19 protein-coding genes, 1 tRNA gene and 1 riboswitch are annotated in these 20,478 nt (G+C 63.7%); of the genes, 2 read left to right on the plus strand and 18 right to left on the minus strand.

What is annotated here, in order from left to right:
• Positions 1-30: 30 nt before the first annotated feature.
• From pflA to ACMLHZ_RS01930, 10 genes are all read right to left on the minus strand, one after another.
• Positions 31-780, minus strand: coding sequence for a pyruvate formate-lyase-activating protein (gene pflA / locus ACMLHZ_RS01885; RefSeq protein WP_418666120.1), 750 nt, complete (start codon positions 778-780; stop codon positions 31-33).
• Between the two features lie 44 nt (positions 781-824).
• Positions 825-3,056 (minus strand): formate C-acetyltransferase, encoded by a 2,232-nt coding sequence (pflB, locus tag ACMLHZ_RS01890; protein WP_418666121.1) that lies wholly within the window; start codon positions 3,054-3,056, stop codon positions 825-827.
• A 79-nt stretch (positions 3,057-3,135) separates the two neighbouring features.
• Positions 3,136-3,220, minus strand: a riboswitch (ZMP/ZTP riboswitch).
• A gap of 144 nt (positions 3,221-3,364) precedes the next feature.
• Complete coding sequence (locus tag ACMLHZ_RS01895; protein WP_418666122.1) at positions 3,365-5,209, minus strand: glycosyltransferase family 2 protein; 1,845 nt, start codon at positions 5,207-5,209, stop codon at positions 3,365-3,367.
• A gap of 37 nt (positions 5,210-5,246) precedes the next feature.
• A complete protein-coding gene (locus tag ACMLHZ_RS01900) occupies positions 5,247-7,127 on the minus strand; it encodes a glycosyltransferase family 2 protein (RefSeq protein WP_418666123.1) in 1,881 nt (626 codons plus the stop codon).
• Positions 7,128-7,233: 106 nt separating this feature from the next.
• Positions 7,234-7,983, minus strand: a complete 750-nt coding sequence (locus ACMLHZ_RS01905; RefSeq protein WP_418666124.1) for an ABC transporter ATP-binding protein — start codon at positions 7,981-7,983, stop codon at positions 7,234-7,236.
• A 14-nt stretch (positions 7,984-7,997) separates the two neighbouring features.
• Complete coding sequence (locus ACMLHZ_RS01910) at positions 7,998-8,795, minus strand: ABC transporter permease (protein ID WP_418666125.1); 798 nt, start codon at positions 8,793-8,795, stop codon at positions 7,998-8,000.
• A 7-nt stretch (positions 8,796-8,802) separates the two neighbouring features.
• Complete coding sequence (gene rfbC, locus ACMLHZ_RS01915) at positions 8,803-9,369, minus strand: dTDP-4-dehydrorhamnose 3,5-epimerase (RefSeq protein ID WP_418666126.1); 567 nt, start codon at positions 9,367-9,369, stop codon at positions 8,803-8,805.
• 20 nt (positions 9,370-9,389) lie between these two features.
• A complete protein-coding gene (locus tag ACMLHZ_RS01920; protein ID WP_418666127.1) occupies positions 9,390-9,821 on the minus strand; it encodes a sugar 3,4-ketoisomerase in 432 nt (143 codons plus the stop codon).
• A 1-nt stretch (position 9,822) separates the two neighbouring features.
• On the minus strand, positions 9,823-10,920 hold the full coding sequence (locus ACMLHZ_RS01925) for a DegT/DnrJ/EryC1/StrS family aminotransferase (RefSeq protein ID WP_418666128.1): 1,098 nt from the start codon (positions 10,918-10,920) through the stop codon (positions 9,823-9,825).
• A 247-nt stretch (positions 10,921-11,167) separates the two neighbouring features.
• Positions 11,168-12,589, minus strand: coding sequence for a D-alanyl-D-alanine carboxypeptidase family protein (locus ACMLHZ_RS01930; RefSeq protein ID WP_418666129.1), 1,422 nt, complete (start codon positions 12,587-12,589; stop codon positions 11,168-11,170).
• Positions 12,590-12,780: 191 nt separating this feature from the next.
• Here ACMLHZ_RS01930 and ACMLHZ_RS01935 point away from each other — a divergent pair, with 191 nt between their 5' ends.
• Positions 12,781-13,353 carry a 5-formyltetrahydrofolate cyclo-ligase gene (locus ACMLHZ_RS01935; RefSeq protein ID WP_418666130.1) on the plus strand — a complete coding sequence of 191 codons (573 nt, stop codon included), beginning with the start codon at positions 12,781-12,783 and terminating at the stop codon, positions 13,351-13,353.
• Between the two features lie 81 nt (positions 13,354-13,434).
• Here ACMLHZ_RS01935 and ACMLHZ_RS01940 read toward each other — a convergent pair whose 3' ends face one another.
• Positions 13,435-13,782, minus strand: a complete 348-nt coding sequence (locus tag ACMLHZ_RS01940) for a ketopantoate reductase family protein (protein WP_418666131.1) — start codon at positions 13,780-13,782, stop codon at positions 13,435-13,437.
• The gene (locus ACMLHZ_RS01945) at positions 13,779-14,363 is read right to left on the minus strand and encodes a ketopantoate reductase family protein (RefSeq protein WP_418666132.1); all 585 of its coding nucleotides are present in this window, start codon (positions 14,361-14,363) and stop codon (positions 13,779-13,781) included. The genes ACMLHZ_RS01940 and ACMLHZ_RS01945 overlap by 4 nt, the downstream gene beginning before the upstream one ends.
• A gap of 125 nt (positions 14,364-14,488) precedes the next feature.
• Here ACMLHZ_RS01945 and ACMLHZ_RS01950 point away from each other — a divergent pair, with 125 nt between their 5' ends.
• The gene (locus tag ACMLHZ_RS01950) at positions 14,489-15,523 is read left to right on the plus strand and encodes an alcohol dehydrogenase (RefSeq protein ID WP_418666133.1); all 1,035 of its coding nucleotides are present in this window, start codon (positions 14,489-14,491) and stop codon (positions 15,521-15,523) included.
• Between the two features lie 96 nt (positions 15,524-15,619).
• Here ACMLHZ_RS01950 and ACMLHZ_RS01955 read toward each other — a convergent pair whose 3' ends face one another.
• The 6 genes from ACMLHZ_RS01955 to ACMLHZ_RS01980 form a co-directional block, all read right to left on the minus strand.
• A complete protein-coding gene (locus tag ACMLHZ_RS01955) occupies positions 15,620-16,123 on the minus strand; it encodes a catalase-related domain-containing protein (protein WP_418666134.1) in 504 nt (167 codons plus the stop codon).
• 181 nt (positions 16,124-16,304) lie between these two features.
• Positions 16,305-16,380 (minus strand) — tRNA-Thr (locus tag ACMLHZ_RS01960).
• A 49-nt stretch (positions 16,381-16,429) separates the two neighbouring features.
• Entirely contained in the window at positions 16,430-17,485 is a 1,056-nt protein-coding gene (locus ACMLHZ_RS01965) for a Gfo/Idh/MocA family protein (RefSeq protein WP_418666135.1), read from the minus strand.
• The gene (rsmA, locus tag ACMLHZ_RS01970) at positions 17,482-18,345 is read right to left on the minus strand and encodes a 16S rRNA (adenine(1518)-N(6)/adenine(1519)-N(6))-dimethyltransferase RsmA (RefSeq protein WP_418666136.1); all 864 of its coding nucleotides are present in this window, start codon (positions 18,343-18,345) and stop codon (positions 17,482-17,484) included. Before rsmA ends, ACMLHZ_RS01965 begins: the two co-directional genes overlap by 4 nt.
• A gap of 117 nt (positions 18,346-18,462) precedes the next feature.
• Positions 18,463-19,803, minus strand: coding sequence for a S41 family peptidase (locus ACMLHZ_RS01975; RefSeq protein WP_418666137.1), 1,341 nt, complete (start codon positions 19,801-19,803; stop codon positions 18,463-18,465).
• A gap of 158 nt (positions 19,804-19,961) precedes the next feature.
• On the minus strand, positions 19,962-20,478 hold a 517-nt coding region (locus ACMLHZ_RS01980), incomplete at its 5' end, for a M23 family metallopeptidase (RefSeq protein WP_418666138.1).

A 20,478-nucleotide genomic window follows, 5' to 3' on the forward strand; every position in this document is an offset into this window, starting at 1 on the left:
GAGAATGCGGCGCATTTTCTTTTTCCCTTTTCAGCTTGTGGGTGCGGCCAATTTCCCCAGCGCAGCCCGCAGCGCCCGCAAATGCTCCGGGCCGGCCTCGGGCGTGTCTTCCAGCAAAAACGGTATCCCCATCGCCCGGTACTTTTCCAGGCAGAGCTTGCGGAAGGGCAGCAGCTCCACCCTCTGCAGGTTTTCGTACCGCCAGCAGAGCGCGGCAAACCGTGCAGCGTGCTGCGCGTCGTCGGTCAGGCCCGGCACCACCACATGCCGCAGCCACAGGGGCACCCCCATTTCCCGGGCAAGGTCCAAAAACTCCAGCGTGTGGGCAAGGCTGCCGCCCGCACAACGCCGGTACTCCTCTTCGGTGGTAAATTTCAGGTCGGCCAGCAAAAAGTCGGTGTGGGCCAGCACCGCCCGCGCGGCGGCCAGGCTCCCCGCGCCCGCAGTGTCCAGCGCGGTGTGAAAGCCCTCGGCCCGCAGCGCGGCAAACAGCGCCGCCACAAACTCACTTTGCGCCAGCGGCTCGCCGCCGGTCACGGTCACGCCGCCTTCCTTTTTGATGTAGGGCGCGCAGCGGCGTATTTTCTGCAGAAGGCTCTCCACCGTGGTCTCTTCGCCCCCGCCAAACTCCCAGGTGTCCGGGTTGTGGCAGTAGGCGCAGCGCAGCGGGCAGCCCTGCAAAAAAACCACGTACCGCAGCCCCGGGCCGTCCACCGCCCCCATCGACTGGCACGAGTTCACCCGCCCCACCGGCGCGGCGGCAAGCTGTGGCTGCGGCATAACATGCTCTCCCTTCGGTCGCGGCGGGCCCGCCGCCTTTTTTCTCACATTCCGCTGTGGAAGGTGCGGGCAATGACCTCCCGCTGCTGCTCCCGGCTGAGCTTGTGGAAATTCACCGCGTACCCCGACACCCGAATGGTCAGGTTCGGATACTTTGCCGGGTCCTGGTAGGCCTCCAGCAGCATCTCCCGGTTCATCACGTTCACATTCAGGTGGTGCGCGCCCTGGGCAAAATAGCCGTCCAGCAGGCGCACCAGGTTGTCCGTGCGCTCCGGCGCGGTGCGGCCCAGCGCCGCGGGCAGGATGGAAAAGGTGTTGGACACGCCGTCCTTGCAATAGTCATAGCGCACCTTCGCCACCGAGTTCAGGCTGGCCAGCGCGCCGCTTTTTTCCCGGCCGTGCATGGGGTTTGCGCCCGGCGCAAAGGGCTCGCCGGCCTTGCGCCCGTCGGGGGTAGCGCCCGTCTTTTTGCCGTACACCACATTGGAGGTGATGGTCAGCACCGACAGGGTGGCCTCCGCCCCACGGTACAGCGCGTGCTTTTTCAGCTCTTCAAAGAACAGCCGCGCCTGCTCGGCGGCAATGCCGTCCACCCGGTCGTCGTCGTTGCCGTAGGCGGGGTACTCCCCCTCCACCTGGTAGTCCCGGATCAGGCCGGTGGCCTCATCCCGCACGCAGCGCACCCGCGCGTACCGAATGGCCGAGAGCGAGTCCGCCAGCACCGACAGCCCCGCAATGCCAAAGGCCATGTAGCGGTGCACGTCGGTGTCGTGCAGGGCCATCTGCAATTTTTCATAGGCGTATTTGTCGTGCATGTAGTGGATCACGTTCATGGTGTTGGCGTACACGCCCGCCAGCCACTGCCGGTAAAAATCCAGTCGGCGGCACACCTCGCCGTATTCCAGGTACTCGCCCTCGTAGGGGGCGGCAGCGGGGCCCACCTGCTCGTTCTTCATCTCGTCCCGCCCGCCATTCAGGGCCATCAGCAAGAGCTTCGGCAGGTTGGCCCGCGCGCCGAAGAACTGCATGTCTTTGCCAACCCGCATGGCGGAAACACAGCAGGCGATGGCGTAATCGTCGCCGTAAACCGGGCGCATCACATCATCGTTCTCGTACTGGATCGCGTCGGTGTCGCAGGATACCTTTGCGCACAAGCGCTTGAACCCTTCGGGCAGGCCCTCCGCCCACAGCACGGTCAGGTTCGGCTCGGGCGCCGGGCCCAGGTTATAAAGGGTGTGCAGCATCCGGAAGGAATTTTTCGTTACCAGGGTGCGGCCGTCCTGCCCCATGCCACCCACCGCCTCGGTGATCCACATGGGGTCGCCGCCGAACAGCTCGTTGTAGTCCGGGGTGCGCAGGTGCCGGGCCATGCGCAGCTTCATCACAAAGTGATCCATCAGTTCCTGGGCTTCGCTCTCGCTCAGTGTGCCCGCCCGGAGATCCCGCTCAAAATAAATGTCCAGAAAAGTGCTGGTGCGGCCCAGGCTCATGGCTGCGCCGTTCTGCTCCTTAATGGCGCCCAGATACCCAAAATACAGCCACTGCACCGCCTCGCGGGCGTTTGCCGCGGGGCGGCGGATGTCGCAGCCGTAGGCGTCCGCCATTTGGGCCAGCTTGTTTAAAAAGTCGATCTGCCGCCAGACCTCCTCGATCAGGCGAATGGTCTCCTCGCTCATCGCGCCCTTTTGCAGCGCGGCCAGATCCTGCTTTTTCTGCTGTGCCAGCCGGTCCACGCCGTACAGGGCCACCCGGCGGTAATCGCCGATGATGCGCCCCCGTCCGTAGGCGTCCGGCAGGCCGGTGATCAGCCCGCAGTGCCGCGCGGCCCGGGTCTCGGGCCCGTACACCCGGAACACCCCGTCGTTGTGGGTGGTGCGGTAGCAAAACTCCTCCTCGATCTTTTCCGAGAGCTTGTACCCGTACGCCTCGCAGGCCTGCCGGGCCATCCGGATGCCTCCAAAGGGGTTCACCCCCCGCCGCAGCGGCGCGCCGGTCTGCAGTCCCAGGATCAATTCATCCTGTTTGTCCAGGTACCCGGGCTCGTAGCTCAAAAGCGACGACACGTTCTCGGTGTCCACGTCCAGCACGCCGCCCTTTTCCCGCTCGGCCCGCAAAAGCGCGTCCAGCTTTTCCATCAGCCGCCCGGTGCGGGCGGTGGGGCCCGCCAAAAATTCGTCCCCGCCCTCGTAGGGGGTGTAATTTTTCTGGATGAAGTCCCGCACGTCAATGGTCTGCTGCCACGCCCCGGCCGCAAAGCCGTTCCACTCGCTGTTCATATCGCTTTCCCTCCTGTATTGCCTGCCACCGCGCCCGGCGCCGCCCCGCGCAAATAAAAAAGGGCAGCACCGCAAAACGCGATGTTGCCCAGACGGTCGGCATAGCTTCCGCGCCCCATTCCCCTGTGGTTGGCCCACATTTCCCGTCAGTTGTGGGGGCGGTGTTCTGTTGTGTGTCGTTCCCCGCTGCGCCGGGAACAAGATTTAGTATACCCGGCCGCGGCCGGAAAGTCAATGCCCCGGGCGGGATGTTTTGCTTCTTTCCTTTGGGGCATCCATTTTATACAAAAAGTATATACGCAGGCGTTTTACCGCTGCGGCCGCTGCAGGCCGCGCAGATCCCCGCTCTCGGAAAAGTCCTCCCGGTCCAGCGTCAGGCTGGGGTTATAGTAGGGGTCGCGGGTGAGCGCCTGCCGCCCAAACCGCTCGGTGAGCCGCCGCTGCTCGCCGCTGAACCGCTCCTTTTTCGCCTTGTCCCGCTCGTCGATGCCGCGGCTTTTGCTCTCGTGGTGGTAAAGCTGGGCGTAAGGGGTCCACACCACCCGCCAGCCGGCCCGCCGGGCCCGCAGGCAGAAATCCACGTCGTTAAAGGCCACGGTAAAGTCCTCGTCCAGGCCCTCCAGCTTGTCGTACACCTCGGCGCGCACCAGCAGGCAGGCCGCCGTCACGGCCGAGAGGTCCTGCACCGTGGCCGCCCGGAACATATAGCCGCTGCCGCCCCGCGGCTTATACTTATGGCTGTGCCCCGCGTAGCCTCCCAGGCCGGTGATAATGCCCGCGTGCTGAATGGTGTCGTCCGGGTAGTAGAGCATGGCCCCGCACATGGCCACCCCCGGCCGCGAGGCCTGCATCAGCAGCTCGGTGAGCCACCCGCCGTTGATCACCTCCACATCGTTGTTCAGCAGCAGCAGGTAATCGCCCTTTGCATACGTCCGGCCAAAATTGTTGATGGCCGAAAAATTGAACGGCCCCTGGTAGTGTGCCACCTGGCAGCGGGGATAGCGGCCGCCCTGGGCGATCGCCTCGTAATACGCAAAGGTCTCTGCCTCGGTGGAGTTGTTCTCGATCACAATGACCTCAAAAGCAGGCCACTCGGTCTTTTCATAGATCGACCGCAGGCATTTGTCCAGGTCCCCGGCGTGGTCCTTGCTGGGGATCAGGATGCTCACCAGCGGCTCGCCCTCGATCTCAAAATCCACCTTGTAGGTGCTGGGGAACAGGCCGTCCCGCACCGTGCCCCGCTGGCCGGTGCGCTCCAGGTGATCGGCGATCGCCTTTTTTGCGGCCTTTGCCACATAGGGCTTTGCCTCCACCCCGCCGCTGGTGGAACCGCCGTGTACCCGCCAGTAATACAGCACCTGGGGGATGTGCACGATCTGGTCCTCCTGCAGGCGCTCGGTCAGCCGCAGGAATAAATCGTGGTCCTGGCTGCCGTCGCACTCCGGCCGCTCGCCGCCCACCCCAAAAAACAGCTCCCGCCGGAACACCGCCAAATGGCAGATGTAATTGCAGCACAAAAGATACTCCGGCGCAAAGTCCGGCTTGAAGTGCCCTACGATCGGCCGGCGGATGCTTTTGGTGAACAGGGCCTCGTCGCTGTACAAAAAGGCCGCGCCGGTGTCCAGAATGAGCTGCTGCACCGTGTAAATGGCGTGGGGCGCCAGCACATCGTCGTGGTCGGCCAGCGCAAGGTATTCCCCTGTGGCCAGCTGGGCCGCCGCGTTGGTGTTGGCGCTGATGCCCTTGTTTTCCACCCTGGTGTATAAAATGCGCCCCCTGCCGTCGGCTTTCTGTGCCTCCTCCACCAGCTGCTCCACCTCCGGGTGCCCGGGGTCCGAGGCGTCGGCAAGGCAGAGCTGCCAGGCGGGGCTGGTCTGCCCGGCCAGGCTTTCCAGCAGCTGGCGCAGATATTGCTGCGGGGTATTGTAAAGCGGCACGCACACGCTCACCAAAGGCAGCCCCTCGCCGCCCGCAGCCGCCTGCTGCTGCGCCTCCAGCACCGTCTTTTTGGGCAGGTACCTCGCCCGCTTGCCAAAAAGGCGGCGCCTTGCAAAGCCCGCCGCCCGCCTGAGCATGGGGCCGGGTCCCTCGTCCCTCAAAACCGTGAGGGCATAGCCCAGCAGCTCTTTGATGCGCTTGAGTTTCAATTTCATTCTTTTTCCTCTTTTGTGGGGCGCTGCCCGGCCCGGCTCACTTGAGGCCGTAATTCTCGAACAGCAAATTAAAATGCCGGTTGTAATAGGGGTCGCCCGCCGCGATAAGCGCGCCGTACTTGTTTATGAAGTTCGCCTTTTCCCGCTCGTAGCGGGCGGCGTTTTCGCTCTGGGTGTCCAGGCCCCGGCTCTTGCTCTCGTAGTGGTAGGCCTCGGCAAAGGGGGTGAACACATTGGTGCGGCCCGCCGCGTGCAGCTTCAGGCACAGGTCGATGTCGTTGTAGGCCACCGCGAACAGCGCCTCATCCAGCCCCCCCATGGCATCGTACAAAGCGGTCTTTACCATCAGGCAGGCGCCGGTCACCGCCAGCAGGTTTTGTGGGGTGGCCAGCCGGTACAGATCCCCTGCCGAGGCCCGGGGGTGGCTTTTGTGGCTGTGCCCCGCAGTACCGTTAATGCCAATAAACACCCCCGCGTGCTGGATGCGGTCGTCCGGGTAATAGAGCTTTGCCCCCACGCAGCCCACGTCCGGCCGCTGGCTGTACATGAGCAGCTCGGCCAAAAAGCCCTCGCTCAGGCACTCGATGTCGTTGTTCAAAAGCAGCAGCTGTTCGCCCTTTGCAAAGCTTCGCCCAAAATTGTTGATGGCCGCAAAGTTGAAGGCGCCCCGGTAGGTTTCCACCCGCAGGCCCGCGAACTTCCGCTTTGCCGCCTCGTAATAGGCAAAGGTGGCCGGGTCGGTGGAGTTGTTCTCCACCACGATCACCTCAAACCGCGGATAACCCGCCTTTGCGTAGAGGCTTTCCAGGCAGCGGGCCAGGTCCCCGGCGTGGTCCTTGTTCGGGATGATCACGCTCACAAGCGGCTGGCCCGTCAGGGCGTACCGCACCCGGTAGGCGCCGGGGCAACCGGGAATGGCGGAGGCCTCGCCCGCAAGCCCCACCCTGCTCAGATGGCTGTTGATCGCCCGCTCGCCCGCGGCCAGGGCGTAGGGCTTTGCCTCCATGGAAGAGGCCGTGGACCCCGCATGGCTGCGCCAGATGTACAATACATAGGGCAAATGCAGGATCTTTTCTGCCCGCTCGGTCAGCCGCAGGATCAGCTCAAAGTCCTGGCTGCCGTCGTACTCGCTGCGTTCCCCGCCGCCCGCCCGGTTCAGCAGCGCACGGCTGAAAGCGGCCAGGTGGGTGATGTAATTGCAGCCCCGCAGGTAATCCGGCTCAAAATCCGGCTTGAAATGGTAGTCCACCAGGTGCTTCAGATTTTCCGTCAGCACGATCTCGTCCGAATACACAAAGTCCGCCCCGCCCGCGGCGGCCTTCGCCACCTCAAACAGCGCGTTTTTATACAGCAGGTCGTCGTGGTCCAAAAGGGTCAGCCAGTCGCCCTGCGCCGCCGCCAGACCCGCGTTGGTGTTCCCCGCAATGCCCTTATTCTCCCCCAGCTTTACATAGGTGATGCGCCCGTCCTTTTTTGCGTACGCCCCGGCAATGCGGCCCACCTCGCTGTGTGCGGCGTCCGAGGCGTCGGCCAGCACCAGCTGCCAGCGCTGGTAGCTCTGGCCCTTCACGCTCTCGATCATCTGGCGCAAAAAGCGGGGCGGGGTGTTGTACAGAGGCGCCACCACACTGATCTTCGGCCCGCCCAGCACCCCCGCGGCGCGCTGGGCGGCCAGCTTTTTGCGGGTGGGCAGGTCGGCCCGGTACCGCCAGGCATCCCGGTGAAACGCAAGGTTCACCCGGAACGAGATCTCCCGCCACAGGGCCTCTGCCCCTTCTTCCCGGCCCACCTTGGCGCACCATGCGGCAATCTGCCGGATGTGGCCGGGGTCCAGCAGGCGGCGGGCCATGCCGGCCAGGCTGTCCTTTTTTGCAACGTCCGCGGGCAGCGGCGCTTCCAGTTCCTTTTTGTCGGGCATCGTGCGCTCCTTTCCCCTTGCGGGCCCAGCGGGCCGGTTTTAAAAACAGCCAAGGTGCATGCCCTTGGCCGTTCGTTTTTTGTTGCTGCTCTTCCCTTTTGCCCGGCTATTGCGCGTCGCTCCCGCGGGTGGTCTTTTTGTAGGCCGCGCAAACCTCTTCGGTGGGGCCGTTCATCTTAATGCGCCCGTGCTCCAGCCAGGCCACCCGGTTGCACATGCGCTCGATCTGCTCGATCGAGTGGCTCACCAAAATCACCGTGGTGCCGCCGCTCATGAGCTGCTGCATGCGCTCCTCGCACTTTTGCTGAAACAAAAAGTCACCCACGCTCAAAATCTCATCGGCGATCAGGATATCCGGCTTTGTGATGGTGGCGATGGCAAAGGCGATGCGGGCCACCATGCCGCTGGAATAGTTTTTCAGCGGCACGTCCAAAAACTCCCGCAGCTCGCTGAACTCCACGATCTCGTCAAAGGTGGAGTCGATGTATTTGGGCGTAAAGCCCAGCACCGCGCCGTTCAGGTAAATGTTCTCGCGGGCGGTCAGATCCATGTCAAAGCCGGCCCCCAGCTCGATCAGGGGCGCAATGGTGCCCCGCACAGTGCAGCTGCCGCCGCTGGGCTTGTATACCCCCGAGATGACCTTCAGCAGGGTGGATTTGCCGCTGCCGTTCAGCCCGATCAGCCCGTAAAAATCGCCGGGCTGCACGGTCAGGTTCACGTCGTGCAGGGCGTAGAATTCGTCGAAGTGCAGCTTGCCGTGGGCCAGCTGCAAAAAGTATTCCTTCAGGCTATCGCTCTTTTCCTTTGCCAGGTTGAAGCGCATGGAAACATTGTTTACCTGGATGATGGGTTCCACCGGGCCGCCCCCCCTCACATGTACAGGACGAACTTGTCCTGTTTTTTCTTGAACACAAAAAGCCCCAGCGCCAGCATCACAAGGCTGCACAGCCCGCAGATCCACACCATGTTCCAGGTGAGCAGCTCCCCGTCCAGCACCACCGCGCGGAACGCGGTGATATACCAATAGATCGGGTTAAACTTGATGAACAGCTCCAGCGCCGCCACCCCAAACTGCGAGGGGTGGTAAAAGATGGCCGAAAAATACATCAGCACGGTGGTGAACACCTCCCACAGGTGGATCACATCCCGGAAGAACACCGCCAGGGTCGAGAGCACCAGCCCCACCCCCAGGCTGAAAAAGAACAGGGTCACGATGGGGTACACCGCCAGCAGCACGGTGGCGTGCAGCGGGGTGCCGGTCACGATCATGATGATGATCAGCGCAATAAAGCTGAAAAAGTAGTTCACCAGCCCAAAGCAGGTCTTTTCCAGCGGAAAAATGTATTTGGGGATGTACACCTTGCGCAGCAGCATGGCGTTTGCCATCACGCTGCCCATGGCCATGGTGGTGGACTCGCGGAAAAAGGTGAACATCAGCTGCCCGATCACCAGGTAGACCGGGAAATTGTCGATCCCGCTGCCCCGCCCGCCAAACAGGCCGCCGAACACCACCACCATCACCGCACACATGAGCAGCGGGTTCAAAACGCTCCACGCAACGCCCAGCACGCTGCGGCGGTACTTGAGCTTGAAGTCCCGGCTGATCAGGTTGTACAACAGGTACCGGTAGCGGAAAAAGTCCTTGAGATACAGGCGTACCGTAGTCAAAGCGGCGTTACCACCTTTCAAAATAATCGAAAGTCTGCTGCGCAAAGGGCAGGTGTTTTGTATCCTTTTCGCTCAAAAGGTATTCGCAGCCGCAGTCCGGCCAGTCAATCGCCACCGTGGCGTCGTCGTAGGGGATGCCCCCCTCGGCGGTGGGGTCGTAATAATCGGTGCATTTGTAGCAAAACTCGGCCTCGTCGCTCAGCACCAAAAAGCCGTGGGCGATGCCTTTCGGCACATAGAATTGCTTTTTGTTCTCCTCGCTCAGGGTCACACCCACCCATTTGCCGAAAGCCGGGCTGTGGGGGCGGCAGTCCACCGCCACGTCGAACACCTCGCCCTTTGTCACACGCACCAGCTTGCCCTGGGTGTGCCGCGTTTGAAAATGCACCCCCCGCAGCACCCCCCGCCGGCTTTTGGACTGATTGTCCTGCACAAACTCGTCGGCGATGCCGGCGGCGGCAAACTCCTCTTTCTGAAAGGTTTCCATAAAGTAGCCCCGCGCGTCGCCGAACACGGTGGGCTCGATCACCAGCACCCCCGGCAGCTCGGTTTCGATAAACTTGAATTTTGCCATTGCTTCCAACGCTCCCTTTTTCACTTTTGCTCCATACAGGTCACGGCAGCCTTGAACTGCGCATAATCCCGCAGATATTCGCCCCCGTCGTAATGCTCGCTGGCCAGCACCAGCAGCACGCTGTCGGGCGAAAAATCGTACATATCCTTCCACACCATGCTGGGGATGTAAATGCCGGTGTTGGGGGTGTCCAGGCTGTAGACCTGCTCCCGGCCCAGGCCGTCGTCCACCCGCACCTTGCTGCGGCCCGCCACGTTGATCAGCACAAATTCGCTGCGCCGGTTGGCGTGCTGCCCCCGCACGATGGTGGCGTCGCTGCCATATATATAAAACACCCGTCGGATCTCAAAGGGCACGTCCCCGCCGCCCTCCACCACGATCAGGCTGCCCCGCTCGTCGCCCAAATCGCCAAAGCGCAGCATGCGTATCTTGTCGTAGTTTTTGTTATACATCTCACGGCTCCCAACTGTTGATGGCGTCGATCACCGCGCCCTGCTCGGCGGCGGTCATTCCGTTGTACATGGGCAGGCTCAGCACCTCGCCCGCGTACCGCTCGGCAATGGGGTAATCGCCCGGCTTTTTGCCAAGGTAGGCATACGCCTGCGAAAGGTGCGGCGGGATGGGGTAATGGATGATGGTGCCGATGCCCCGCTCTTTCAAAAAGGCGGCCAGCTCGTCCCGCCTTTCCGCGTGCACCACATACTGGTGCCAGGTGCAGTCGGCGCCGGGTCGCACCCTGGGCAGGCGCACCCGGGGGTTTTCCAGCTCCGCGGTATAGCGGGCCGCAATGGCCCGGCGCTCGGCGTTGAACTCGTCCAAATGGCGCAGCTTGACCCGCAGCAGCCCCGCCTGCAATTCGTCCAGGCGCGAGTTTGTGCCCACCACCCGGTTGTGGTAGCGCCGCTCGCTGCCGTAGTTCCGGTACACCCGGAACCTCTCGGCCAGGTCCGCGTCGCCGGTCACAATGCAGCCCGCGTCGCCAAAAGCGCCGCAGCCCTTGGTGGGGTAAAAGGAAAAGCAGCCCACATCCCCAAAGGTGCCCACCGTTCTGCCGCGCCAGTGGTTGCCGTGGCTCTGGGCGCAGTCCTCCACCACCCGCAGGCCGTGCCGGCGGGCGATCTCCATCACGCGGTCCATATCACAGGCCTGGCCGAACAGATGCACCGCCAGGATTGCCTTTGTGCGGGGGGTAACAGCCGCCTCGATTTTTTCTGCGTCAATGTTGTCGTATTCGTCCGGCTCCACAAACACCGGGCGCGCGCCGTTCATAGAGATCCCCATCACGCAGGCGATGTAGGCGTTCGAGCACACGATCACCTCGTCGCCCTCGCCCACGCCCAGCAGCCGGAAGCTGATCCACAAGGCGTCCAGCCCGCTGGCCAGGCCCACGCAGTGCCGCGCGCCGATGTAGGCGGCCCACTCGGCCTCAAACGCCTCCACCTCTTTGCCCAGGATGTACCAGCCGCTGCGCAGCACCTCCAGGGCTTTTTCCTCGTATTCCGCCGCGTGCAGGCTGTACTGCCGGTGCAGGTCGTTGGGCAGGATGTTCAAGCGTTTCGGCCCCCTTTTTCCAATCGGGCAGGCCCGTGGCCACCCGGTATGATCCATCGTATATTGTACCCTATCAGGCCCCGATTCGCAACCTAAAATCCCCAATTCCGCGTCCGGGGTTGTAACTTTTTTGTAATTTATCGCATTTTGCCGGGCCTTTTCCCCACACAAATGCCCCGCCTGCCGCGTTTTGCCGCGGGGGCGGGGCATTCAAACAAAGCAGGGCGCAGGGCTGCGCCTGTGATTTTTACTGGCGGGGGCGCTGGCCTGCGCCCTGGCCGTAGCCCTGGCTGGGCTTGCCCTTGGCGCGGGGCGTCAGATCCTCGGCGGGCAGGGGCTTGCGGGTGATGATGCTCCAGTCCGCCTCGGTAATGGGCTTTGTTTTGCCATGCTTAAAGGGCTTCGGCCCGCTGCCGCGGCGCAGCAGCCGCAGCACCAGCACCAGCGCCAGCAGGGCCGCGGCAGCCCCCACGCCCCACCCAAGGTAACTCTGGCGCGGCGCCAGCGACTTTTGGGGCACATAGGTGCTGGCCTGCAGCACCTCGGGCAGGCCGGTCACCTCCAGCGTTTCGCCCCCCAGGTCGGTGGGCTGCAAAGGGTTCTCCCGCAGCGAAAAATGCACCCTGGCCGTGAAGGGCCGGCCCAGCACGTACTGCTCGGGCACTGAATAATCCGCGTCCACGTCGGCGGCGGTAAAATCGTCGTGCAGCAGCACGCTGGCCCCCACCGCCTTCACGGTCACCTCTCCCAGCGCCCCGCCGCCGCCCACCAGCGGCACCTGGAACGAGTCCTGCGGGGCGGGCACCTCCACCCGGCGGAAATGTTCAAAGGTATAGTCCAGCAGCGCGCAGGCGTCGCGGTATTTGTCCTCCAGGCGGGGGCATTTCAGCTCCACCGAAATAATGCGCATGCCCTCCTGCTCGGCATAGTTCACAAAGGTGGTCATGGCCTGATCGTGAAAGCCCATTTTGGAGCCCTTGGCATAGGTGCGGTAGTAATCGCCCGAAATGCGCATCCAATCGGTGTTGTGGAAGGTACGGGCCTTCTGCAGGTTGGTGGGCTCCATCTCCCAGGGCTCGGTGCGGCAGAACACCGTTTCAAAGCCAGGCACGGTGAGCGCCCAGCGGGTCAGGGCGGCCATGTCCCGGGCGGTGGTGTAGTGCTCGTCGGCATACAGGCCGTGGGGGTTCATATAATGGGTATTGGTAAGGCCCAGCTCCGCGGCCTTGGCGTTCATCGCATCCACGCCGCCCTGAATGGTGCCGTCCGCGCCAAAATATTCGGCCAGCGCGTTGGCACCGTCGTTGGCGCTCTCGAGCTCGGTGCCGTACAAAACGTCCTCCAGGCGCACCACCTCGCCCGGCAAAAGGGCAATGTGGGTCGAGCGCGCCTCCAGGTTGTGGGCTACCTCGTAGCTGATGGTGAGCTGGGTGTCCCAGTCGCCCTGGGCCTTTTCACAGGCCAGGGCCAGGGTCATGATCTTGGTGATCGAGGCGGGGTAAAGCACCTCGTCGGCATTCTTTTCCAGCAGCACCTGGCCGGTGTCCGCATCCACCACGATATAGGCCTCGCAAAAGGTCTCGGGCGGCGCGCTCTCGGCCAGGGCGCCGGGCGCAAAAGCAGCGGCGGCCAGGGCCGCCGCGCACAGTGCACAGAGCAGTCTCTTCACGTTGGTTCTTCCCTCTCGCTTTATCGTATCCCCACGGGCGCGCACAAGGGGCCCGGCAAATTCTTTTTTCTATTATACAGGACGAGCACACCGGCGCACAAGGGGCGCACAAAATTTCCACATTTTGCTCAAAATCCAGGGGGAAACATGCTATAATGAAATGGAACATACCGATCAGGAGGCGCCGCCTTATGCAGCAGCCAAGCCTTGCGCAACAAAAACATACCGCGCGCCTGGAGGCGCGCTCCCGCCTTTTGCCGGTCACGCCCGAGCAGACAAAGTTCTGGGGCTGGCTCATGCTGCAGCACCTCCAGGCGCTGCCGGTGTGGCGCACCGCCCGTACCGTGATGTGCTACATGAGCTGTGCCAAAGAGCCGGACACCACGGCCCTTCTGCAGGCGGTCCTGGGCAGCGGGCGCACCCTGTGCCTGCCCCGCCAGCAGGAGGCCCCGGGGCAGATGGAGGCCTTAAAGGTGGCGGCGCTGTTTGCGCTGCAGCCCGGCCCCCACGGCATTCTGGAGCCCCCCAAGGGCCTTCCCGCCGTGGAGCCGGGGCAGATCGACCTGGTGGTGGCGCCCTGCCTTGCCGCCGCGCCCGGCGGGGTGCGGCTGGGCCACGGCGGCGGCTATTACGACCGTTTTTTGACCCGGGTGCGCGGCTCCACCGCGGTGTTCTGCCCGGATCTCGCGGTGTTCCCCAGCCTCCCCTGCGGCCCGCTGGACGTGCCGGTGGATCTTGTCATCACCGAAAAGGGTATAGTGTAAAGTGGGTGAGGCCGTTCCCACGACGCAACAAAATGCAGAGCCCCCGGTGCGGCGGCACAGCCTGCACCGAGGGCTTTCTCTCTATTTCTTCCACCCGGCCTCCATGGCGCGGATCGCCTGCAAAAACCGGTCGTTCACCGGGGTGGGCACCCCAGTTTCGCGGCCCAGGCGTGTGATCGTGCCCGCAAACAGCGCCACCTCGGTGGGCCGGCGGGCCAGCGCGTCCTGCCGCATGCTGGGCATGCCCGCCGGATCAAAGGTGGCCAGCAGGTCCATCCAGCCGTCCACATCCTGCCGGGTCAGGCTCACCCCCTGGGCCGCCGCCACGGCCCGCACCTCCTCCATGGCGGCCAGCATCGCATCCCGCGCCGGCCCGGGCCGCTGCACCCCGCCGTAACCGGTCTCATACACGGTGGTGGCCTGGTTCACCCCACGTTCAGCATCAGCTTGCTCCACTGGTGGCGCAGGATGTCGCTCCGCAGCTGGCAGGCGATGCCGCACCCCTCCAGCAGGGCGGCCACCGCCTTCAGCCGCGCCGTTATAGCGCCGTCCGCCTCGCCCAGCGCCAGCGTCCCCGCGTGGGTGTAGGTGAGCGAAGTTCCCCGGCGCACCGCGTCCATGCCCTGGGCCACGCTGTAAAGCACTTTTTCCGGCCCAAACGCCGCCGCCAGTTCCCGCTCGCTGGTGATGCCGTTCAGCACAGACAGCAGCACTGTGTTTGGTCCCACCTGGTTTTTGGCGTCCCGGATGGCCTCTGCAAGCCCCGTGGCCTTCACTGCAAAGATCACCAGGTCCGCCGGGCCGGTGGCCTCTCCGGGCGCGGTATACGAAAATTCGCACCGCCTGCCGTTGCCCAGCACCCCCTGCTGCCGGTAGCGTACGGCCCGCTCCGCGCCTGCAATAACCCGCAGCCGGTCCGCCCCCAGCCCCTGCAGCAGTTTTTCGCCGTATAAAATGCCCAGCGCCCCCAGGCCGATCAGGGCCGCCGTGGGCCGGTTTTCCAAAGCCATATTTTTCTCGCCCTTTCGTTTGCGTTTGTTCCAGTATACAGCATTTTATAAAAAAAGAACACCGGCGGCCGGCACTTGCGGTTTTTTTGCCTGTGCCGTATACTGGGACCCGGGAGGCGATGCCAATGTTAGCTTATACCTACACCGGGCCCGGCCGGTTCGGCCTGCTGGAAAAGCCAAAGCCTGTTTTGCTGGACCCGCGGGATGCGATCGTGCGGGTAAGCCTGGCCAGCATCTGCACCAGCGATCTGCACATCAAACACGGCAGCGTGCCCCGGGCGGTGCCCGGCGTCACGGTGGGCCACGAGTTGGTGGGCGTTGTGGAGCAGGCGGGGGCCGCTGTGACCGCAGTGGCCCCCGGCGACCGGGTCGCCGTGAATGTGGAAACCTTTTGTGGCCAGTGCTTTTTCTGCCGGCAGGGCTATGTGAACAACTGCACCGACCCGGACGGCGGGTGGGCGCTGGGCTGCCGGATCGACGGCGGCCTGGCTGAATATGTGCGGGTGCCCCACGCTAACCAGGGCCTGACCCCCATCCCGGCGGGTGTGAGCGACCGGCAGGCCCTGTTCGTGGGCGATTTGCTGGCCACCGGCTTTTGGGCGGCCCGCATCTCCGAGATAACTCCGGCCGACACGGTGCTTCTGATCGGGGCCGGGCCCACCGGCCTTTGCACCCTGGAATGCGTGCTGCTAAAGCAGCCCCAAAGGGTCATCGTGTGCGAAAAAGATCCCGCGCGGCGCCGGTTCGTGCGCCTGCATTACCCCCACGTCCTCACGGTGGGGCCGGAACACGCAGCAGCTTTTGTGCGCGCCAACAGCCCGCACGGCGGTGCCGACCGGGTGATCGAGGCCGCGGGCGGCCCCGCCACCTTCCAGCTGGCCTGGCAGTGCGCCCGCCCGAACGCCATCGTCACGGTAGTCGCCCTTTACAGCGAGCCGCAGCTGCTGCCATTGCCCCACATGTACGGCAAGAACCTGACCTTCAAGACCGGCGGGGTCGACGGCTGCGATTGCCCGGAAATCCTTGGGCTGATTGCCGCCGGCAGGCTCAACACCCTTTCCCTGATTACCCACACCTACCCCCTGTGCCAGGTGGATGCGGCCTTTGATCTGTTTGAAAACCGCCGGGGCGGCGTGATCAAGGTGGCCGTTACTCCCTGATCTTCGCCGTGTATTTTTTCAAAAAGCCGCCCCGCGAAGCTTTGCGCTTCGCGGGGCGGCTCCCTTTTGCCGTGTTTGAAACGGGCCGGCACCGGGTCACAGGGTGGCCTGCACCAGCGCCCTGTGGTCGCCTTTGGCCAGCTCGCTGACCCGCTCCATATCAAGGCCCAGTGCCTCGGTCATACGGCGGCCGTACTCCGGGTCCGCCCAGCAGCAATGCACCGCGTGGCGGTACTTCACGTTTTCGGTCACCTGGGCGATGTTCCGGGCGGTGTTCTCGATCAAAAGCGCCCGTTTCTCCTCGGTCATCACCCTCCACAGATCGCCCCCCGCCCGGAAGCAGTCGTCGGTGGGATCATCCTGCGGGTCATAGGCATACAGCGCGCCCGCAAGATCCAGCGGCGGCTCCATCACGTCGGGCTGGGCCGCCCACTCACCCTGGCTGTTGGGAGAATAGGCCGGCGCCCCGCCGTAGTTGCCGTCGGTGCGCATCAGGCCGTCCCGGTGGTAGTCGTGCACCTCCACCCTGGGCCGGTTCACCGGGATTTGGTTGTAATTGACTCCCAGGCAAGAAAAAAATTCAAAAAGATAAAGAGCCATCCAGAATGAAAGCTCTTGGATGGCTCTTTATCTTTTCACTTAGCCTCAACTTATTCCATACCTTTTCATTCTATTTCATAATTCTCGGATTCTATAAGCCACAAACAAGACACAAATTTGCAAGTCCGCACAAAAAGAAAGAACCCGCATCGTGAAAAACGGCTTCACAATGCGGGTTTTTTGGAGCCGGCAGACGGACTCGAACCCCCGACCTGCTGATTACAAATCAGCTGCACTACCAACTGTGCTATGCCGGCATCTTCGCGGCGGGCTTTTGCCGCCGCGGTCTTTATTATAGCAAACTTTTCAGCCGTGGGCAAGGGGCTTTTCCGCCGCGGCCTGCGCCAGCTCCAGCAGGGTGCGCTCGGTGCGCACAGCCTGTGCCAGGGTGCAGCAGCCCTCGCCCGGCCGCCCCTCGATCAGATCCAAAAACGCCGAGGCCTGCCGGCTGAACCACTGCGCCGGCCCGTCGGCGGCATAATCCTCCCGCACCGCCTGCTCCTGCGGGGCGTAGGCCCCGGCCCTTTCCTTGGGCCAGAACCACAGTTTCCCGCTGTTCAGGTGAGCTCGGATCAGGCCGCCCTCGCCGCTGATTTTCAGGTGCGCGCCGTCCATTCCCACCCGGCTGGTGGAAAAGCTGCATACCTCGCCCTTCTCCCCCTGGCCGCAGAACAAAAAAGCGTCGTCGTTCTCCACCTGGGTGCGGCCCGCGCCGTCTGCTGGGCGCTCGCGCAGAAAGGTGGCCCCAAAGCCCGCGGCGCGCACCAGCTGCACCCCGGCGGTAAAGCCGGCCAGATCCAGCAGATGGCTGCCAAAGTCGCCCAGCGCCCCGCTGCCCGAGGCCTCCTGCCGCATGCGCCATTCCAAAGGCAGGCGGGGATCCGCCAGGCGCGCGCCGCCGTGCTCGGCCTCAAAGCAGTAGACCCGGCCCATGCGCTCCTTCACCAGGGCGCGTACCCGCCGCATCAGGGCGGAGTGGCGGCACACATAGCCCACCATCACGGGCTTTCCCTCACAGCGCGTCAGCAGCCGCTCCTCCTGCCCAGACGCCGCGAATTCCAGCCCCAGGGGTTTTTCCAGCAGCACCGCCTTGCCCCGCTTTACCGCCTGTTCCAGGTAGCTCAAATGGGTGTCGTTGGGGGTGCAGATCACCACCGCGTCCGCCCTGTCGTACACCGCGTCCGCGCTGCCGCAGACCACCTGCTCTCCCAGCCCGTGGGCTGCGGCCAGCCGCCGCGCGCTCGCCTGGGTGCGGCTGTAAACGGCTGTAACGGCACAGCGCCCGTCAGCCAAAAAGCCCTCCACATGTTCGTCGGCAATGGCCACGGTGGCCCCCGCCCCAATGATCCCGATCCGAATCATACCATTTTCCCCCTCAATGCCCTTTGCAGGGCGCAAAAGTCCTGCAGGGTAAGCTGCTCCGGGCGCGCCGCGGGCGGCAGGCCTGCAGCTGCCAGCGCGGCGTTCACCCGCTCTTTTGCAAGACCCAGCCCCGCGCTGATGGAATTTGCCGCTGTTTTGCGCCGCTGCCCAAAGGCCGCCCGCACCAGCCGGAAGTATTCTGCCTCGTCCGGCGTGTCCACCGCGGCGGCCGGCCGCACCGCCAGCTGGATCACCGCGCTGGTCACCCTGGGGGGCGGGTAAAAGCTGCCCGGCTGCACCGTGAACAGCAGCCTGGGGGCGGCGTAATAGGCCACCGCGTAGCTGATCGCCCCCGCTTCGCGGGTGCCGGGCGCGGCGGTAATGCGCTGCGCCGCCTCTCTCTGCACCATCACGGTGATCTGCTCCACCGGCAGCTTTTCCTCCAACAGGCGCATCAGGATGGGGCTGGTAATGTAGTAAGGCAGGTTTGCGCATACTGCCACCCGCAGCCCGGCAAATTTTTCGGCGATCAGCGCCCGCAGGTCAGCTTTCAGCACATCCTGCAGCACGATCTCCACATTCGAAAATCCGGCCAGGGTTTCCTTTAAAAGGGCGGGCAGGCGGGCGTCTACCTCCACAGCCACCACCTTGTCGGCCCGCAGGGCCAGTTCTTTGGTGAGCACGCCGATGCCGGGCCCGATCTCCAGCACGCCCCACCCCGGCCCAATGCCCGCAGCCTCGGCTATTTTTGGGCAGATGCCCGGGTTTACGATAAAATTCTGCCCAAACCCCTTCGAGAGGGTAAAGCCATGCCGGGCGCACAGCTCCCGGATCACCGCGATGTCCGTGAGGGTTGGCATGGGTTGCCACCGCCTTTCCAAAATCACATTGCGCTCAAAACAAAAAGGCGGCGCCCCCCGGCCGCGCCGGGCGCGGGCAGGGGTGCCGCCCTTTTGTCCAAGGTTTCTCCGCCGGTCTCAATCCTCGTTGGAGGCCGCGGAGCTGCCGGCAGCGGACGAGGGCTCGCCTGTGGCCGAAGCCGCCTCTCCCCCGCCGTCAGGCTCTCCGCTCTCACTGCCTGGGCCGCTCTCCCCCTCGCCGGCAGAACCGTCGGTCGGGCCGCCGCCTGTCAGGGTCTTTGCCGTACCCAGGGCCTTCTGCAGCTGCACATCGTTCTCCAGTGTCAGCTCGCCGCCCTCGGCATCCACCTTTTGGGCCGCCTCCACATCCACGGCAAGCCCGGTGCCGTCAAAGCTCTCGCCGGTGCCGGTCAGCATTTTGGCCACCGTAATCACCACGGCGCTGCCGTCCGACATGCGGTACGGCTCGGCCTGGATGGTGCCCTTGCCCATGGTGTTCGCCCCCACCAGCTGAGCGCCGTTGTACTGGCGCAGGCTGGCGGCAAACAACTCGGCGCTGCTGGCTGTGCCCTTGTTTACCAGCACCACCATGGGCAGGCTGATGCTGGAATCATCGCTCTCGCCCAGCAGCTTGCGGTCGCCGGTCTTGTACTCGGCATAAACCAGATCCCCCTTGGGCGCCAACATATCAATGCAGTCCACCGCGGCGCTCAAAAGGCCGCCCGCGTTGTCGCGCACGTCGAACACAAGCGCTTTCACGCCCTGGTCCTGCAGCTCGTTCACTGCGCGGCTGAACTGGTTCAGGGTGGTGCTGTCGAACCGCAGGATGCGCACATAGCCGTAGCCCTCTTCCAGCTGCTGCCAGGTCACGCTGGGGATCACATACTTGCTGCGGTTTACGGTAAAGTCGCTGGTGGTGGAGTCGGGCGCCATATAGCTCACGGTCACCTCGGTGCCCGCCTCGCCCCGCAGCTTTGCCACCACGTTGTCACGGGTCATGCCCTTCACCTCGGCGCCGTCGATGGCGGTAATGAACCCGCCCACCTCCAGGCTCAGCTCCTCGGCGGGGCTGCCCGCGTACACCTCGGTAATGCGCGCATAGCCGGAGGAATCCTTCACCACATCCACGCCAATGCCCAGCAGGTTGCCGTTCTGGATGTCCAGCAGCTCCGCATACTGTTTGGCGCTGTAATAGCTGGCGTTCTTGTCGCCGATGCCCAGCACGTACCCGTAGGCGATCATGTCGTTCAGGGTCGTGTCCTGGATGTCGCCATAATAGTTGGCGCGCACGTATTTGTCGATCTCCGAGAGCTTGGAATACATGCTCTCCTTCTCTTTGACCGAGGGGATGGTCTGATCAAACAACTGGCGCGCCAGGATCATGGTCACCGAAAAGGTGACCGTCATGGCGATGATGGCGATGGTGATGGCCAGGCTCACGCTGATTTTTTTGTTCATACGCTTTTCCTCCGGGGGTATAGATTCAGATGCCGTAGGCGATCTGGGAAATGACCCCGCTGAACAGGGTCAGGACCATAAGGCCCACGATCACAAGGCATGCGATGCGCACGCCGCGCTTTCCGTTCTTCATCGTACCGTCACTCTCTCCTTCGCGTTCAGGGGCTGGCATAGCTCAGGGGGTTTTGCCGCACGCCGTTGATCTGCACCTCCCAGTGCAGGTGGTTGCCCGTGGAATTGCCGGTGGAGCCCACATAGCCGATCACGTCGCCCTGGCTCACCTGCTGGCCCACCCCCACCGCAATGCTGCTCATGTGGGCGTAAACTGTGGTAACGCCGTCGCCGTTGTCCAGCATGACCACGTTGCCGTAGGTCCAGTGCCCGGTCGTGGACTTGACCGCGCCGTCGTGAGCCGCCAGAATGGGCGTGCCCTTGGGGGCGCGCACATCAATACCGCTGTGCCCGCTGGTGATGTAACCGCCCAGGTTCTGGGTGCCGCCGAAATAGGTGGTGATCTCCCCATAGCCGGGCAGCGGCCAGATAAAGCCCTCGGCGCACACGCCGCTGCCGCTGGAGGAATTTTGCCGCACCCAGGCATCGAACTCGGCCTGCGCCTTTTCGTACTGCTTTTTGGTCTCGGCCACCACCGCGCCCTGGGCCTCGGCGTCCGCAGCG

The sequence above is a fragment of the Allofournierella sp. genome (assembly GCF_048388525.1).
Taxonomy (GTDB): Bacteria; Bacillota; Clostridia; order Oscillospirales; family Ruminococcaceae; genus BQOK01.

Bases quoted from the DNA above. Each gene is read 5' to 3' on its own strand.
- pflA (WP_418666120.1), bottom strand. From the start codon at position 780: ATGCCGCAGCCACAGCTTGCCGCCGCGCCGGTGGGGCGGGTGAACTCG.
- pflB (WP_418666121.1), bottom strand. From the start codon at position 3,056: ATGAACAGCGAGTGGAACGGCTTTGCGGCCGGGGCGTGGCAGCAGACC.
- ACMLHZ_RS01895 (WP_418666122.1), bottom strand. From the start codon at position 5,209: ATGAAATTGAAACTCAAGCGCATCAAAGAGCTGCTGGGCTATGCCCTC.
- ACMLHZ_RS01900 (WP_418666123.1), bottom strand. From the start codon at position 7,127: ATGCCCGACAAAAAGGAACTGGAAGCGCCGCTGCCCGCGGACGTTGCA.
- rfbC (WP_418666126.1), bottom strand. From the start codon at position 9,369: ATGGCAAAATTCAAGTTTATCGAAACCGAGCTGCCGGGGGTGCTGGTG.
- ACMLHZ_RS01920 (WP_418666127.1), bottom strand. From the start codon at position 9,821: ATGTATAACAAAAACTACGACAAGATACGCATGCTGCGCTTTGGCGAT.
- ACMLHZ_RS01935 (WP_418666130.1), top strand. From the start codon at position 12,781: ATGCAGCAGCCAAGCCTTGCGCAACAAAAACATACCGCGCGCCTGGAG.
- ACMLHZ_RS01945 (WP_418666132.1), bottom strand. From the start codon at position 14,363: ATGGCTTTGGAAAACCGGCCCACGGCGGCCCTGATCGGCCTGGGGGCG.
- ACMLHZ_RS01950 (WP_418666133.1), top strand. From the start codon at position 14,489: ATGTTAGCTTATACCTACACCGGGCCCGGCCGGTTCGGCCTGCTGGAA.
- ACMLHZ_RS01955 (WP_418666134.1), bottom strand. From the start codon at position 16,123: ATGGCTCTTTATCTTTTTGAATTTTTTTCTTGCCTGGGAGTCAATTAC.
- ACMLHZ_RS01965 (WP_418666135.1), bottom strand. From the start codon at position 17,485: ATGATTCGGATCGGGATCATTGGGGCGGGGGCCACCGTGGCCATTGCC.
- rsmA (WP_418666136.1), bottom strand. From the start codon at position 18,345: ATGCCAACCCTCACGGACATCGCGGTGATCCGGGAGCTGTGCGCCCGG.
- ACMLHZ_RS01975 (WP_418666137.1), bottom strand. From the start codon at position 19,803: ATGAACAAAAAAATCAGCGTGAGCCTGGCCATCACCATCGCCATCATC.